The sequence below is a fragment of the Bradyrhizobium sp. genome, from assembly GCF_049519115.1.
In the GTDB taxonomy this organism is placed as follows: Bacteria; Pseudomonadota; Alphaproteobacteria; order Rhizobiales; family Xanthobacteraceae; genus Bradyrhizobium.
In genome coordinates this window covers 1-14,849 of the sequence record NZ_JBEKRB010000087.1, presented here as the reverse complement: position 1 = coordinate 14,849, position 14,849 = coordinate 1, and the positions used below count along the sequence as shown (strand labels likewise).

General features: G+C 55.2%; 10 protein-coding genes. 3 read left to right on the top strand and 7 right to left on the bottom strand.

Annotation, left to right across the window (positions count from 1 at the left end):
- Positions 1-180 precede the first annotated feature (180 nt).
- Positions 181-1,569: an O-antigen ligase family protein gene (locus tag ABSE61_RS33425; protein WP_423875449.1), complete on the bottom strand. Its 1,389-nt coding sequence runs from the start codon at positions 1,567-1,569 to the stop codon at positions 181-183.
- Positions 1,570-1,961: 392 nt separating this feature from the next.
- Here ABSE61_RS33425 and ABSE61_RS33420 point away from each other — a divergent pair, with 392 nt between their 5' ends.
- Positions 1,962-2,531 carry an acyltransferase gene (locus tag ABSE61_RS33420; protein WP_423875448.1) on the top strand — a complete coding sequence of 190 codons (570 nt, stop codon included), beginning with the start codon at positions 1,962-1,964 and terminating at the stop codon, positions 2,529-2,531.
- Positions 2,532-2,689: 158 nt separating this feature from the next.
- Here ABSE61_RS33420 and ABSE61_RS33415 read toward each other — a convergent pair whose 3' ends face one another.
- The 5 genes from ABSE61_RS33415 to ABSE61_RS33395 all read right to left on the bottom strand — a co-directional run bounded on the left by ABSE61_RS33415 (position 2,690) and on the right by ABSE61_RS33395 (position 9,173).
- Positions 2,690-4,165, bottom strand: a complete 1,476-nt coding sequence (locus ABSE61_RS33415; protein ID WP_423875447.1) for an oligosaccharide flippase family protein — start codon at positions 4,163-4,165, stop codon at positions 2,690-2,692.
- A gap of 289 nt (positions 4,166-4,454) precedes the next feature.
- Entirely contained in the window at positions 4,455-5,906 is a 1,452-nt protein-coding gene (locus ABSE61_RS33410) for an oligosaccharide flippase family protein (RefSeq protein WP_423875446.1), read from the bottom strand.
- A gap of 115 nt (positions 5,907-6,021) precedes the next feature.
- Positions 6,022-6,711, bottom strand: a complete 690-nt coding sequence (locus ABSE61_RS33405; RefSeq protein ID WP_423875445.1) for an HAD family hydrolase — start codon at positions 6,709-6,711, stop codon at positions 6,022-6,024.
- Positions 6,708-7,685: a UbiA family prenyltransferase gene (locus ABSE61_RS33400; RefSeq protein WP_423875444.1), complete on the bottom strand. Its 978-nt coding sequence runs from the start codon at positions 7,683-7,685 to the stop codon at positions 6,708-6,710. Before ABSE61_RS33400 ends, ABSE61_RS33405 begins: the two co-directional genes overlap by 4 nt.
- Before the next feature lie 222 nt (positions 7,686-7,907).
- Positions 7,908-9,173 (bottom strand): ArnT family glycosyltransferase, encoded by a 1,266-nt coding sequence (locus ABSE61_RS33395; RefSeq protein WP_423875443.1) that lies wholly within the window; start codon positions 9,171-9,173, stop codon positions 7,908-7,910.
- Between the two features lie 356 nt (positions 9,174-9,529).
- Between ABSE61_RS33395 and ABSE61_RS33390 the strand changes: the two genes are divergently transcribed.
- Positions 9,530-10,714, top strand: a complete 1,185-nt coding sequence (locus tag ABSE61_RS33390) for a glycosyltransferase family 4 protein (protein WP_423875442.1) — start codon at positions 9,530-9,532, stop codon at positions 10,712-10,714.
- 43 nt (positions 10,715-10,757) lie between these two features.
- Here ABSE61_RS33390 and ABSE61_RS33385 read toward each other — a convergent pair whose 3' ends face one another.
- Positions 10,758-11,531: a phytanoyl-CoA dioxygenase family protein gene (locus tag ABSE61_RS33385; RefSeq protein WP_423875441.1), complete on the bottom strand. Its 774-nt coding sequence runs from the start codon at positions 11,529-11,531 to the stop codon at positions 10,758-10,760.
- Between the two features lie 662 nt (positions 11,532-12,193).
- On the opposite strand from ABSE61_RS33385, the gene ABSE61_RS33380 reads away from it, so the two are divergent.
- The gene (locus ABSE61_RS33380) at positions 12,194-14,419 is read left to right on the top strand and encodes a GumC family protein (protein WP_423875440.1); all 2,226 of its coding nucleotides are present in this window, start codon (positions 12,194-12,196) and stop codon (positions 14,417-14,419) included.
- The last annotated feature ends 430 nt before the right edge of the window (positions 14,420-14,849 follow it).

The following is a 14,849-nucleotide window of genomic DNA, read 5'->3' as shown; positions in this document are numbered from 1 at the left end:
CCAGCACTTCAGTCTGCGCCACGACCTGGCATATCCGGATGGGCGCGCATGTTGACTCCGCCCGACATGATGATCGGACCAGCTCAAACGGCGACAGTCTTCGACGGCACCAACTACATTATCCTGACAGCTAATTGGACCGGAGGGCTCTGGCGCTTCGTCGAGTGAGCGCGCCCCCTACTATCGGTCAAAGGATTCAAGTTCGTTTGCTCCCGGAATCTTCTCGCCGGATATTTCACTTGCGAACTTACGAGCAGACTGGAGCGGCCCGCGCGATGCCGACGGTCGGGTGCGCACAAACTGCTGCCTTTTTCCTACACGCACCGGTACTTGCTTCGGCCCTGGCACCTTGCCTGGCAACGAAAGATAAGCCGCCTCCACAGCCACAAATAGGAAGACCGTCCAAAAGGCATCCAACTCGACCCAATTTGAATCGGTCAGATTTATGAGAATTGCAAACAGCTCGATCGAAAGATAACACCACGCGCGGACTGGGGCCTTGCGCCTCACTCGCTCCAGCAAATGCAAGGAGGAATAGATAAATACCAAGAATATCCAGTAGCCGATTCGACCCGTCTCGAGCTTCAGCTCCAAAAACCCGCTGTGACTCGACGGCATATCCCGGATATACCCTGGCGCCTCATTATTGGGCGAATTCGGCACAAAGTAGTACGAATGGAACCCCCAACCGAACCAGGGCTTGCGCGATATCTGATAGTCAATAAAGCCCCATATTTGGGTGCGCCCGGTGAGAGTGGCATCTCCGTACAGTCGATATCCCAACCGCTCAATCGGGTTGGACACGCACATGGACGCGACCACGACAGCGGCGACAATGTATGCTGGCGTCAGGCGGGTTTTCTTGCAAAGCAGCAGTATCAGCCAAGAACACAACAAGGCGACCAGAGCGTAGACCAGCGCGCTTTTTGATTCGCTCGCAAATATAAGCCAGATTCCCAATCCCATCGAGACAAGAGCAAGAATACGTCGCCAGCCGCCATGCAGAAGCTCATGGGCCGCCAGGATAACTCCCACCGCACTAAGCAGGCCCAGCTCTTGCTTGTGGGTGAAATATCCCGGATGACCGATTGGCGACGGCGGTGTTGTCAATACGAAGACAGCGCTGATGGCAAGCGCAATGACGTAGCAAAGGTGTGTGCCTGGAAGCGTGTATTCCGTAGTGATGGGCAGAGCGTACGGCGCGGCGACAATGATCACCAAAAGCACCTGTACGACAAGCCGACTGAAGGCATAGTCAGGGCTATAAGCCCATGTCACGCTCGCGGCGGCAAACAAAAGGTAAGCAATCAGGCTCATTATCGGCAAAGAGCGTAGGAAATTTGGATCAATTCGCTCCCTATTTCTGAAAATAAGAATCAGTACCAGCACGACCGCGACTGGCCAAAACAGCATGTTCTCCAGACGCTCACCCGCATCAGAAGGAATAAATGGAAGGATCAGCAAAATGTAATAAATTGGGAACACCGGGATCAATCCCGCCAAGGTTGCGCCCGGAAAACTCGTGCTGGGAAGGTTGGACCTCACCGCACGATCAATGAGCTTCCGCATTTCGGAGCCACACTTTCGGTTGACGAGTCGGATGCTCGCACGGGCGACTATGCAGTCGGATCGACCTGACGCAATCCCACATAACCGATCGTCGCAATCCTCGGCTTCCGCGAAATACCACAGGACCTTGAGAACTTCACGCACATTTTTGGCGATATTCGCAGGTGCGGCTTGACGTGCGAACGTTAACGTTCCGGCCGTCTCGGAAAGCGTTACCTTGAAAGCGCGACGATCTAGCTTCGCCGGAAAATCCGTTGCCGCATACTCACTACTCCGCAAGAGTCGGGGGCATTGCTCTTGACGACATCGATGATCATCTTTACGCCCGACGTCGTGGCAGCCGGCTCAGCGGCGACCTCCGTTAACTTCGTAGTCCCGCGGGGATATCCTCAGTGATCAAGGTTCGTGATATGCCCGCTAGCCTTTGGGCCACGGCCGTGTTCCGCTGGGCGGGTGCGCGATCGGCCATTGTGACTGTGGATGGGCGTTATCCGGTGTTGCTCACAGCCGGTGCGATCAAGTGTGGCCGTTTGACCCTGCGCTGCAAGACGATACCAGTCGAGTTAGGCGCTGGCAAAAATGGCTCCCTCGTGCTCGGCGAACGTGTCTTCATCAACACTGGCGCAACGGTAGTCGCCACTCACAGTATCGAGGTCGGTGACGATTGCCTGATTGGGGACTTGGTGGCCATTTTCGACTCTGACTTCCATCCTATGGAGCCGTCCCGCCCAACCCGAGTCGCACCTGTTCGTCTTGGTGCCAATGTGTGGGTCGGTCGTTCTTCGACGATCCTTCCCGGCGTGACCGTTGGTGACCACGCCGTGATTGCGGCCGGATCGATCGTAACTAACGATGTTCCGGCGAGGACGCTCGTGGCGGGCGCACCAGCGCGACCAATCCGAACTCTGGATATTCCTGATGGTTGGCGTCGTGAATGCAGCAACGCTGAACCGCCGGCTTAGCTGATGCCGACACGGGTTTATTCGCCTGGCAGCAAACCTGACGCGCTCTGGAGTGCTCCCGCATATCCGCATATGGCATCGCCTTTATTGGAACGCCCGACTTTTACCATCGCTGCGGCATGGGGTCAGAACGGACCGTGGGACAGTCACTCCCTACCTCACCGCGGTGAACCGTCCGGCGTGGATTTTGCCACCCGGGGCGCCAACACTCCATTGCGCACGACCTCAATCGCGAGCCGAACATCGCTCGGCAATATCAGCCGTGTCACCATTGCTATCAGCACAAACAACGCGGCAAAGAGTGGGGTGAGATACCAGAGCTCAAGCGGTTGAAGCATCGATAACGGCGCGACCGTGCAGAGCGAGGCGATGCAAGCTCGAACCACATTGAGCGCCGTTGCTGATCCGACTGCGCCCCTTGGCAGCAAAGCCAAGTACGCAATCATCGCCGGTATCTCCGCCACGCCCGCTATGATCACAAGGGCAATGCCTCCATTTCCAAACCGCTGCTGCCAATAGCCAATAAGCAGCCAACTCAATGCTGCAAAGACGGCAATCCTGACCATGCTTACGACAGCCAACGCCTTGTTACGGCCGACTGCGGATAGCACGGATGCCCACAAGAACGTGAAGAACAGCAACGGTATGAAAATGGCACTGACGCGCAGAATCGCCGCAGTTTCCTCGAAGCGGCCGTGCCCGTATATGATCGCGACGATATGGTCTGCGAATAGATAGAGCGCCGAGGACGAAAATGCTGCCGCCAAGCACAGAACCCGCTCGGTTGCATCGATTGTGCGCCGAAAATCCGGTAACGAAAGCGACGTTCGTGAAAGCTCGGGAAACGTTGCTCCTAGCAAGATCAACGCCGGAGAAGTAACAACCCCGAATATGTTGCGGGACGCGCCGTACCATCCCACAACCGCCGGACCGGCCAATGCAGAGAGCAGCAATATCTCGAGAAACGGCTGCGATGCCACCACAAGCGAGAAGGCCGCGATCGGTGCTCCATGACGAACGAGCTCCCGAAGCGTCTTCATCACAGGCGGCTTGACTGCAATACCCAACCGCTGGGCGGCAATTATTCCGGCCAGCAGGGTCGAAATGTTACCAACGCCTTGCATTAAAATTACTTCCGTCAGCCCACCACCAAAGTGCAAGGCAATAGCGGTCGCGACCAGCGTAATTGCCTTGCCGACGATATTTGCAAACGCATCAATGTCCATGCGGTCCTTGGCACGAAAGGAGCAATCGAGCGGCATGAATAGCGCAGCGACTGGAACCCCCGCAGCCATGGCCAACAACATCAGCGCCACAACTTGGCCGTCGTACCCCAAAGCAAGTGCGATGATGATTGCAATGGCAGAGGAGAAGACGTTTGTTGCCACCCGAGTTAAGAGCGCACTTCCAATCAATTCGGGTTCATCAATACGCCCCCTCGCCATTTCTCTTACAAGATAGATGCTTTGGCCCCAATCAACGATGACGTTGACAAATGAGCTGATAGCGAAGACCAGGTAAAAGATACCAAGTTGGGCAGGCTCCAGCGCGCGTCCAATGACAGCTATCAGAACGATGCCGAGGGCCGTCGATGCAACTTGCCCAAGTCCAAGGTGGGAGATATTCCGGACCATGAGCCTGGTGTTATTTGATCTCACAGATGGCTCCGGGTGCGCAAAACCTCAGCGCGGCTAGAGGGCTCGCCCATATAACGTGAATCCCTCAGTGCGTCTATCATCGACCTCAATACTGAGATAGCGCACGATGCTGTCGAATTTCGAGTGTTCGAGTAACGCACCAAATGTGAATTTGCCCAAGGATTAGTCGTTCCATATGCAAAATTGGACGATTGCGAACTCAGGTCAGCCGGGTGCCGGCTCCTTATATATTCACCACGGATCTAATAACGCGCAATAAGGTCATTCAGCCGCCAGTCGATGCTGAACGCAACCGAACGAGCGCATCTTCGACGTCCTTTCTAGACATCAGCCCGCTGAAGAGAGAAATCAGTAGAAATATGAGCAGGAATAGCGGAGCGCGCAACCAAAGATCGAGCTGCGGAACCAGGAGAACGCTACAGATTGAAACAGCATAAGCTCGCAGCAGGTCCACCAGCATGGCCCAACCGACCGAGCCATGGGGCAGCAACACTTTGAACAAAAACAAGACTGCTATTTCCGTGATGCCCGCAGTTACTGCCAGAGCGATCGCTCCATTACCAAACTGCGATTGAAAAAAGGTAATGCCAAACCAATTCATGGCGGCGCCTGCTAAGACGATCGCTCCACTAACAAACGCAATCTCCTTGTTTCTAGCGACGGCAGAGAGTGCGTTGCCAAGTAGACATCCGAGAAACAGCAAGGGCAAAGAAAAAGCGCCTACCCGCAGAATGACGACTGTCTGCTGGAAGCGGCCGTATCCAAATATCATGGCAACGATGTAATCCCCAAAGATGTAGAGAGACGAGGCGGCGAGCGCCGCGGCTAGTAGCAGAAGTCTTGCCATTGAGCTGAGCCCGTGCCGGAAGTCCGAAGGGGATAGCGATGCGCGCGAAAGCTGAGGCAGTGACGCCTGCGCCAATATCATCGCGGGCGAAAGCATGATGCCAAATATTGTGCTGTAGGCACCATACCAGCCGACAACTTCCGGGCCCGTCAGCTTCGAAAGCATCATAACTTCGACAAACGGTCGGAGTGCAATTATCAGCGAGAATAGAAAAATCGGTGTACCAGACCTAGTCAGTTCCCAAATCACCGTCGAAGTCGGTGGCTTGATTGTCAACCCGTTACGCAGAGCGATCGACACGGCAACGACGAGTACACCGATTCCGCCAACGCATTGCGTCAAGATGACCCCGGCTAGCCCTGCCCCCAGATACAAGACGGCCAGGAGCGCAACAAGCGTCAACACCTTGCCAAGGACATTGACCGATGCATCAATGTCCATCCTATCCATTCCGCGGAAAACGAAAGCGAACGGCGCATAAAGCGTGATCGGAAGTGCAACAATCACAGCCAGAAACGCCAGAAAGACAATTCGATTATCGTACCCCAATATTGCGGCTATGAGAGCGGCAATTAAGGACCCACAGATAATAGCTACTGTGCGGATGAGCAGCGCGCTGCCGATCAGTTCAGGTCGGTCAGAGCGACCGCGGGCCACCTCTCTCACCACGTATGTGCTTTGGCCCCAATCGTTCAGAACGCCCATAAATCCAGAAATGGTGTTAACAGTATAGAGGATGCCAAAATTGGACGGCCCCAGTGCGCGGCCCAATGCCGCCGTGCCAAGAACGCCAAGGGCGGTTGTTGCGACTTGCGCTGCTCCCAAATGCAAGATGTTTTTAAATACGACGCTAGAGCTCGTTGATCCCACGCCCGTCTCCGTCCACCAATGTTTCAGCGCTGACCAATCCGCAAATCGATCAGAAGACAGCCCGAACGCCTGGATTGGAAGCGTTATACGATATTTCAAGAGGCAATAGGAAACGCTATCGCATGAATGGGTCGAACAGCGGATCGTGATACGTCCTGAAGGTCTGAAAAGCTCCGATTGGTTTCGAAGACCTGATTAAAATTTTGACGCCCGCCCTTTGGCCAGCAACACCGTCGCGATCTGCACGATCGCCGATGAAGAGGGTCTGGGGGGCCGTCGCAGAAGCTGCGTCCATGAGAGACTGGAGCCCCCCGGCATGAGGCTTAAGGAGCCCGACGTCACTAGCCGCGACAACGTGATGAGCTGCCAAGCCCATTGCAGTAAGCTTCTCCGTCGCGGGGTAATCCGAGAAAATTCCGATCTTCTTGCCGGCGCGTTCCAATCCAGCAAACAGCTGCGGCACCCCGGAAAAGAGGCAATTTCTCAAGTAACGAAGTGGCCGCCTTTCAATCCATTCTGACACGATCGCTTGGACTCTTTCGGGCGACATTGATGTCGCCTTGGCCGTTTCCGCGATCAGAACGCGATCGAAATCGACGACCTCCTCGACAGCCAGACGCTCCCTTTTTTGCCTGTAGGCGCTGACGACGCCAATAGCACTCCAGTCACGCTTCGCTAAGGTATGGATTAGCAGGTCGCGTCCCATCCGTAGACGCAGCGGGCGCTGACTGTAGAGTGTACCGTCCACGTCGAACGCTACGAGACGAATGTCCCGCCAATCCGACAATGTAAACGTCGACATCATTCCAGACTGATGTACCGCTGACCAGTAAACATCTCGAGGGCAGGCATATTCACGTAGGTCGCAATCAGGAAGGTGACACCCAGCAAGCCAACGAGGGCGATCAACGTGCGTTCCTTGAACAGCTTTTCCGGCCGCTGGGCTGTCGAGGCCGGCGCCATCGACAGAGCGAGGTATTGCCCGAACAGCGCAATCAATATTGGCACCATGAGCAAATACTCAACGCGATACTTTATCAGAAAGATCGCAAGAAAGAAGCTAGTTATGAGCGAGTAAACGAAGCAAGACACTGTCAGCGATATCTCAGAATATCCCGCAAAGCTCGCCCTGTATCGCTCAAGCACTTCACGTCCGTGAGAGGCGCTAATCTCCCTGAATTCGGAAAGCCGCTTTGCCGCCATGAGAAACGCGCCGCCAGCCCAATACGTAAAAATGATCGAGCTAGGCGGCAGAGTTGTCGAGTCGACCATTGCCCATCCGATCATCAAGCGGAGGGGATTGTTGATAGATTCGGAAATGACATCGAGATAGGCTTTGTCCTTGGTCCGGATACCTGGCACATTGTAGATGATACCTTGCAAAGCAAAGGCGCAGGCGGTTAGCACCATGGTTTTGCTAACGGCGAAAGCGCAAGCCAATCCGACCGCAACGAGCCCCATCCATTCCAAGAAAATGACGGTCGCGCTCAGCTGCGTTTTGACTGCTGCCCTCTGAGATTTGGTCGGGTGAAATTTATCAAACTCCCGATCAAACCATTCGTTTATCACGTAGTTTGCCGATGCAATACAAATCGCGACGACAAGGCCGAGTATTATGGAGCTAGCGATGGATGTCGTGTGTATTCCTCGCAGGAGATAAGCGAGAATGACACCAGGAATAATGAATATATGCTTTGTACTATGGTCCAGGCGCGCAATGGCTAGATAAGCCATCGCATTACCTTGCATTTTCTCAGGACTGCTGATCGACTTTTCCATGTGCCATCCAAATGTTTTACGCGCACAAATTCACTGCTCACACATAATCCGACTTCAATCGGCCTGCAGTACTCCAAGTGACCATTCGGTCAATTTTTGCATAACGAATTTTACCTGAACGGTGTAAACTAGAACAGCCCGTTCGCGCTCGCATGCCTTTATATCAATCTTAATCGCGGTTCCTAGATTAATGACTACGGACCCCGCTGGTGGCAGAAATCGTCATCCACCCGGAGATGCAGAACCCGAGGATACCGGTTTTGGTCGCTGCAGCAGCGTATCGACGCCAAACGCAGCCAAGATCATGAGGCATGGGAGTATCGGGGCCGAATAGCGTCCGAGCGGGATCAAGAGCGCAACAAAGACGTTCGTCACCACGATCGGAAGCCAAATTAGCCAAGATGGCCGTCCCTCTCGGTGCGCCCTCCTCAGGCCGACGATAGCCAGCGCCCAACCGACAAGCGCAAGTGAGCCAGGTACAAGCGAGTTCTTTAGGCTCGTCATTTCGTACCAGAATGTGAACAGGCCGACGAAGACCTTTCGGACTGTGTCGAGCGGCTGTGTCACGATCAAGCGTTTCGCGATGCGCGCATTATTTTGCTCGTCGACCACCTCGTCCTTTTCCCACTCGGTACCCGCGTCGTGCGCAATTTGCCGGAACCAATTATTAGATTCGGTCTCCGCATCCGTGTACGGAGGCTTCTGCAGAGTTGCGAACTCCCACCGCGTGAATATGTACCCGCGCAGGAACGAGTCGCCAGCTCCCGGGGTCAGCAGCACGAACCGACCACCCGTAACCTGATAGTTCCGATACGTCCAAGGAGCGAGGACAACCGCCATTGCGACAAACATGGCGATCACGGCAGCGACGCGCTGCATCGAATGTTGCTTTAGCGCGAGCACACCACTGATGATGCCGAATACTCCCAAATAAGGAAGCGCGACGCCCTTGGTCAGGGTGGCACACATGCCGACAACGCCGACCAAGATGCCATTTGCCACGGTCGGTCGGTCATGAAAGCGCACAGTCGTCCAGACCATCAATGTGCACATGAGTGTAAGAAGGGACTCCATGTGCAAATCTGGCACGTAGCGTAGCAGCATTGGATGAAAGGCGCAGAAAAGGCCCGCTAGTAGCCCCGTTCGTGCATTGAAAATGCGTAGCCCAAGCCAAAAAACCAAAACGCACGTTGCAGCGTGGAACAGGCATTGGAGAAAAATGATCACGTGATCACTGCCACCAAGCCCGTATACAAAGGCAAGGAATTCTGGATAGAGCGATGCCGCCCGGCGGGTCAGTTTGGTGAATCCACGCTCGACGAACTCATGTGCAATCTTGCCGTATCCGTACGGATCAACTGTCTCCAAAACCATATTCTGGAAATGAAAGAACGCTACCGTCAGGAATGTTGCACCAATTGCGGCAGCGGCGACAATTGCCGCATATAGGGAGTGTTGGCTCGAGTGATTAATTCCTGCAGCACGCATGTTAGGGACGTACCAGTCTCTCTTGAAATGAGCCAAGGCCGCCGATGACCGTATGCGGGAATGACAGGGGTAGCAAGTCTTGTGGGTAAGACACCCATTCACTGTTACAAAGGGGCCGCTTCCGGTTGGTACCTATCACAATGGCGCAAACGTTAATTTGTGCGCCGGGAAACTTGGCCGTGTTAACGCGTATTCATGTCTGGCGTATGATGTGGTCAAAGTGTCGGCTATTAACCATGCGTCGTGAGTTCAGATGCCACTAGCCCAATCCCATATGCGATCCACCTCCACCCACCGGTGCGGCGTGCCACAGAGTTTGCTACTGCAGATTGGCAAACAACAGTTTTCGAATTTTCATGCATTACTCACTCGATAAGCGAAGACGCGTTCTATTCATCAATTCGGCGCTCCACCCTGGCGCAGACACATGGATCCATTTTCAAATCCTGCGCAACCTGCCGCGGGACGGTTTCGAATTACACGCCGCCGGACAGCCGGGATCGTCTGCTCCGGCGTTCGACGAATTGCGTGCCATTCCCAACATCGCGCTGCGTCCAACGAACTTTGGACCATCGCTGTGGCAACGATCCAAGCTACAGAAGATTGGCGGCATCGCTGGCGCCCTGCCGGCGGCAGCGAGCCTGTTGGGGCTCGCAGCCTACATCCGGCGCCACCGGATCGAGATCCTGCATTCGACCGACCGGCCACGCGACGCCGTCGCGTGCGGAGTCCTCGCTTCCCTCACAGGGGCCAAGGCCTTGATTCACGCGCACGTCAACTATGGCGACTGGATGAGCCGCGGGGTCACTTGGGCGCTCGGCCGCGCAGATGCGATCGTCGGCGTATCGAGCTACACGGCGAAATCCTTCGAAAAGGCGGGGTATCGACCGGACCGCGTGCACGCGGTTCTCAATGCGATCGAACCCTCGCGTTGGGATCCGTCGCTAAGTCCTGCACCAGGGCGCACATCGCTTGGGGTGCCTGATGGTGCACCACTCATCGTGAGCGTGGCGCGTCTTTTCCGTGAAAAGGGGCATTTCGAACTGCTGAGCGCGCTCTCGCTGGTCAAACAGAAATATTCGAACGTGCGGCTTGCGATTGTGGGCTCAGACTACCCCGCCGACAGCGGCACAACACAGGCACTCAAGGAGCATGCGCGCGAACTCGGCGTCGGGGAGAACGTCATGTTTACCGGCCAACGCTCGGACATTGCATTGCTCCTGGCTGCCTGCGACGTCTTCTCACTTCCGAGCTTCGAAGAGCCGTTCGGACTGGTTTTCGCGGAAGCGATGGCAATGAAGCGACCCGTCGTCGCGTTGACTAACGGAGGCACTCCAGAGGTCGTGGAGCATGGCAAGTGCGGCCTACTCTCCCTACCTGGCGATGTCGATGCGCTAGCAGCCAATCTCCTACGGCTGTTGGGTGACCCTGCGTTGCGCACCCAATTTGGAGAGTATGGCCGCTCGCGGGTCGAACAGCATTTCACGCCGCAACGCATGGCGTCAGATTTTGCCACGCTCTATGAGCGCATGCTGGCATGAAGCGATTTGCTTCGGAAATCCTTGTCGCGCTGTGCCCGCTGTCCTACTGAAGAACTGAGCGCACGAACAGGTAACCCCTTCCAAGCGCAGGCAGCGAGGCGAAAGCGCGCTCGCGCAATCTGCCGCTGAGGTTCTGAGCGTAGCGATTAGGTAGTAAGGTGATCTTGCCGCCATGCTCGGTATAAGGGTCGGCAAGATCGCTGCCGCCGTTTTCCCAGGTGAAGGCAAGCATCGGGCGGATCGCATTACTTTTGTTCGGCATCCCGCGGTGCCAGAGCACAGAGGACCTGACAATCACGTCCCCTGCGCTCATGCTGGTCCGAATGGAAGGCTTTCCGGAAAAAACATACTGCCAATATTTGTACTCGCGTAAGTGAGTTCCGGGCGTGACCTCCATCGCGCCGTTCCTGAGATCCGTATCGATAGGCGCGACGTTCACGATGAGGAAGGACGATGCGGCATAGCCATCGGCGTGTGGGTTTTGAGCGCGGCTGTTGGGCAGGTTGAGATTGCATCCGATGTTTGGCATGCGGATTGCGGACGGCGAAAGACTTCTGACAAGATCAAAGACCCCGTATTGTTCAAGCTCGTCGTAGACAAACCGCGACTGGGCGCCGGGGAAGCAATTAAGATGGCCGCTAATCGTGCCGCCACCCGAGAACAGCTCGCCGCTTGCTTGGGCGCGGGCGTATTCCCCTCGCAACTCGTCGGTCAGTGCCGCGAGCCGAGACTTTGAGACCACGTTGGGCAGCGTCACATAGCCATCTCGTGCGAAAGCCGAACTCAGCTTCTGCATTTGCGGACTGAGTGTTGTCATGGACAATCCCTGTACCAACTTTGTCGTAAACCATACCGTCTTCGGATCGAGACATCATAGCCAGCTGTTCAGCGAAACTCGCGCAGCAGGCGGCCTGATCAAACCAACTGACCAACCGCGCTCTTCCTGCCGATCCGTATCACTGCTGTCTTACGGGTCTTCTCATTCAGAGGCGTGAATATTAATGAATTTTTACTTGGTGTCATTTTTACTTGCTGCCATCGGGCGTTAAGGTCGTCAGGATACCATCGAGACTGGGGCTGTCAAATTGGCGGGCGCGAAAATGACGGTTGCATCCCACAGCCAAGTCAAACCGGTGTAAGCACCTGTTTGCGGTGTCTGCAAGCCTCCCGCCACACTTTGGTTAACTGCGACGAATTTGGTTAACTGCGACGAATTGCCATAGCTCTCGTAAGGGAGCCGCTCTCGTAAGGGAGCCGTTCTCGAATAACCCGGCTCGATTGAGGCGCGCCAATTCGTGAAACTCAGTTTAAATTGGACGTCCCTCGCAGCTGTATAAATGTTCATGATTAAGCTGGATTTTGCGGCCCTTGGCTTACGAATTGAGCTACCGGGCTGGCAACCCCCCGTGCTAAGATCGAAGCGCCAAGTTTATGTTGCAGGAAGCGTTTAGTACACAAAAGCAAATTTGAGTGAATTCCATGGTTTCCATTGACGACGGCCAATTGACGCACGATGCGGCTCATCGGGCGATCGGAACAGCGCAACCTGAAATGGTTGATCTCTTGGGGATTGCCCGTCGGGGTTGGCTCCTCATAGTCGGCGGCACGGCAATTGGGCTCATCTGCGCATTGATGGTCCTCTCTACTACGCCTCCCATCTACAAGGCGAGTTCCCGTATCGCGTTCGAAAGATCGCTGCCGCGGTATATGCAAACGAACAAGGTCACGAACGAGCCGATTTTCGACGACTATGACACGATGGGCCAAACTTACGTAATTTCATCCGAGAGCATCCTAATGCAGGTCGTCAAGTCTTTGTCTCTGGCAAGCGACCCTGATTTCGTGGGAGACAAGGATGAGAAAACCCTGGGCTCCCGCGTTCGCGACCTGCTGCAAAATATTGGTCTTGCAAAAGAGCCGGTTGAGGACCAAACGCTCCCTCATCACAGCGACCCGGAAAAGATCGCGTTCGACAACCTCGTTCGTAATTTGACCGTCAGTCGAGAGGATGTGGCGAGCGTTGTGTCGATAGCCTTTTCGTCGAAAAACCCCGTGAAGGCGGCATCGATTGTTAATAAGATCGTCGACACCTACATCAACGAAACCATTGCCGAGAAGATGAAATCGACCAATGTCGCCGGCAAGGTTGTGCAGGAGCGCGCCGAGGAGTTGAAGCAGCAGCTCAAGGATGCTGATCGTGCGCTCGCCGAATACAAGGCCGCCAACAATCTTCTTGGTACCGATCAGAAGGAGCTCTCACACGGGCAAATCAATGCTTGGCAAACCCAACTGACCAAGGCTCAACTGGCAATGGCTGAAGCAAAGGCCCGCATGAAGCGGGCCGCCGGCGACCCTGATCAGAGTGCGAGCTTAGCGCCCGACAACGAGGTCATCAAAAAGCTGCGCGCGGAACTGCTGGATCTCTCTAGCCGTGCAAACGATATTGAAAAACTCGTTGGAAAAGACCATCTGGCCGTCGTCAAGATCCGCGACCGGATGGCGGATATGCGCCAAGCGATTGCCAGCGAGCAAAAGCGCATCACGGAATCGTTCGCAAAGGACTACGAGATCTCACGTCTCCAATATGATGAGGTTAATGCGGAGGTTTCGCGAGCAATAAATTCGGAAGGTTCCAATAGCAATGCGGAGGCTCGGCTGCATGAACTGGAGGGTGCGGCGGCCAGTCTTCGGACCCTCTACGATCGGATGCAGCAGCAGTCCAGCGAGATGAACAGGGTTGAGGCGCAGCCCTCCGTCACGTCGGATGTTCGTGTTCTCAATCGCGCTACCCCCCCTTTACAGACTGAATCTTCGAAGAAGCGATTGCTGATCCTCGCCGGCGGGTCGATGATGGGATTCCTCTTGGGAAGCGGCCTCGTATTCGCCAGGACCTTTCCGTTTGGCGTTTTCAGAACCTCCCAACAAGTGACTGCCGTAACTGGGCTACCGTGCGCTGTTCTGCCGGCGATCCTAAGTGCCGATGAGCAAGCTTCCTTGAGGGCCGGCGAATACGTCCTGGACTGGCCCTATTCACGATTTGCTCAAACACTGCGCACTATCTGGGCAACGATCAATGTTGCGCAGAGGAAATCCAGTGCGAAAGTCATTTGCGTTGTGTCCTCAAACCCTGGAGAGGGTAAGACGACGGTTGCAACCAATCTCGCGGCGCATTTCGCCCTGCGCACGGCCGCGCGCGTGCTTGTGATCGATGCCGACTTCCATCGCCAGTCGCTGACGAACAGAGTAGCCCCCGATGCACGCGTTGGGTTGAGAGAGGCTTTGGAGAAGCCCACAGCTCTCGCCGAATTCATCGTCAGAAAAGAGCGCCTGAATTTGGATGTGCTCCCTTGCCCTGTTCCCGATCGGATGCCCAACGCTGCGGAGTTGCTCGGGACAGCTGAGATGAAGCAGCTAATCGAGGTCGCGCGCGAAGCCTACGATTTGGTGATCATTGAGGCACCTCCAGTGGCCGCGGTCGTTGACTCTGAGATGATCGCGCGGCACTGCGACGGGTTCGTCTTCGTCATTGAGTGGGGCAAAACAAGTCAGCGCTTGGTCCTCGAATGTCTTTCTAATGCTTCGGAGTTGCTGGATCGGGTCCTATGCGTTGTTCTGAACAAAGTGGACCCGTCTGCGCTGCGGAGCATCGAGCACTACAAAGGCCATGAGTTCCATGCCTATTATAGCGATAAAAAGGGAGCGTGAGCCCCTCACCGTCCAGAAATCCGAGCGCATTTCCCGTTGCGAGTTTCGAGTCGTTAGATGGGCCTGGCCCAGCTCTTGCAGGCGGATAGGCACACGGAGGCATGCTCTAACCCGAACGCCAATATGATTGGAATTATGAATACGCGTGGCTCCGAGCGTGGGAACGTCCCTGATCCTCGCCAGGAAACCGCCCTTAAAACGTACGCCACGCGATTTATTTGGTGCCAAATAGCATCGGTGCCGGACGAGGTTTAATGAACGGTGATATCGCTCGGAGTTCAACGCAGCCGAAGTCGCGGCAACTCGCGAGGATGGTGTCACTCGTCAATAGGATCGTAGACTTCGGTCACATCATGAATGCTCAGTTGCGCCTGCGAGCAAAGGCAACGACGCCGTTCTCAGTACGATTGCGAGGCCGAGCCCAACTTTC

Coding starts and splice junctions, on each gene's coding strand:
- ABSE61_RS33415 (WP_423875447.1), bottom strand. CDS start 4,165: ATGGTCCGGAATATCTCCCACCTTGGACTTGGGCAAGTTGCATCGACG.
- ABSE61_RS33385 (WP_423875441.1), bottom strand. CDS start 11,531: ATGACAACACTCAGTCCGCAAATGCAGAAGCTGAGTTCGGCTTTCGCA.
- ABSE61_RS33400 (WP_423875444.1), bottom strand. CDS start 7,685: ATGGAAAAGTCGATCAGCAGTCCTGAGAAAATGCAAGGTAATGCGATG.
- ABSE61_RS33380 (WP_423875440.1), top strand. CDS start 12,194: ATGGTTTCCATTGACGACGGCCAATTGACGCACGATGCGGCTCATCGG.
- ABSE61_RS33425 (WP_423875449.1), bottom strand. CDS start 1,569: ATGCGGAAGCTCATTGATCGTGCGGTGAGGTCCAACCTTCCCAGCACG.
- ABSE61_RS33390 (WP_423875442.1), top strand. CDS start 9,530: ATGCATTACTCACTCGATAAGCGAAGACGCGTTCTATTCATCAATTCG.
- ABSE61_RS33395 (WP_423875443.1), bottom strand. CDS start 9,173: ATGCGTGCTGCAGGAATTAATCACTCGAGCCAACACTCCCTATATGCG.
- ABSE61_RS33405 (WP_423875445.1), bottom strand. CDS start 6,711: ATGATGTCGACGTTTACATTGTCGGATTGGCGGGACATTCGTCTCGTA.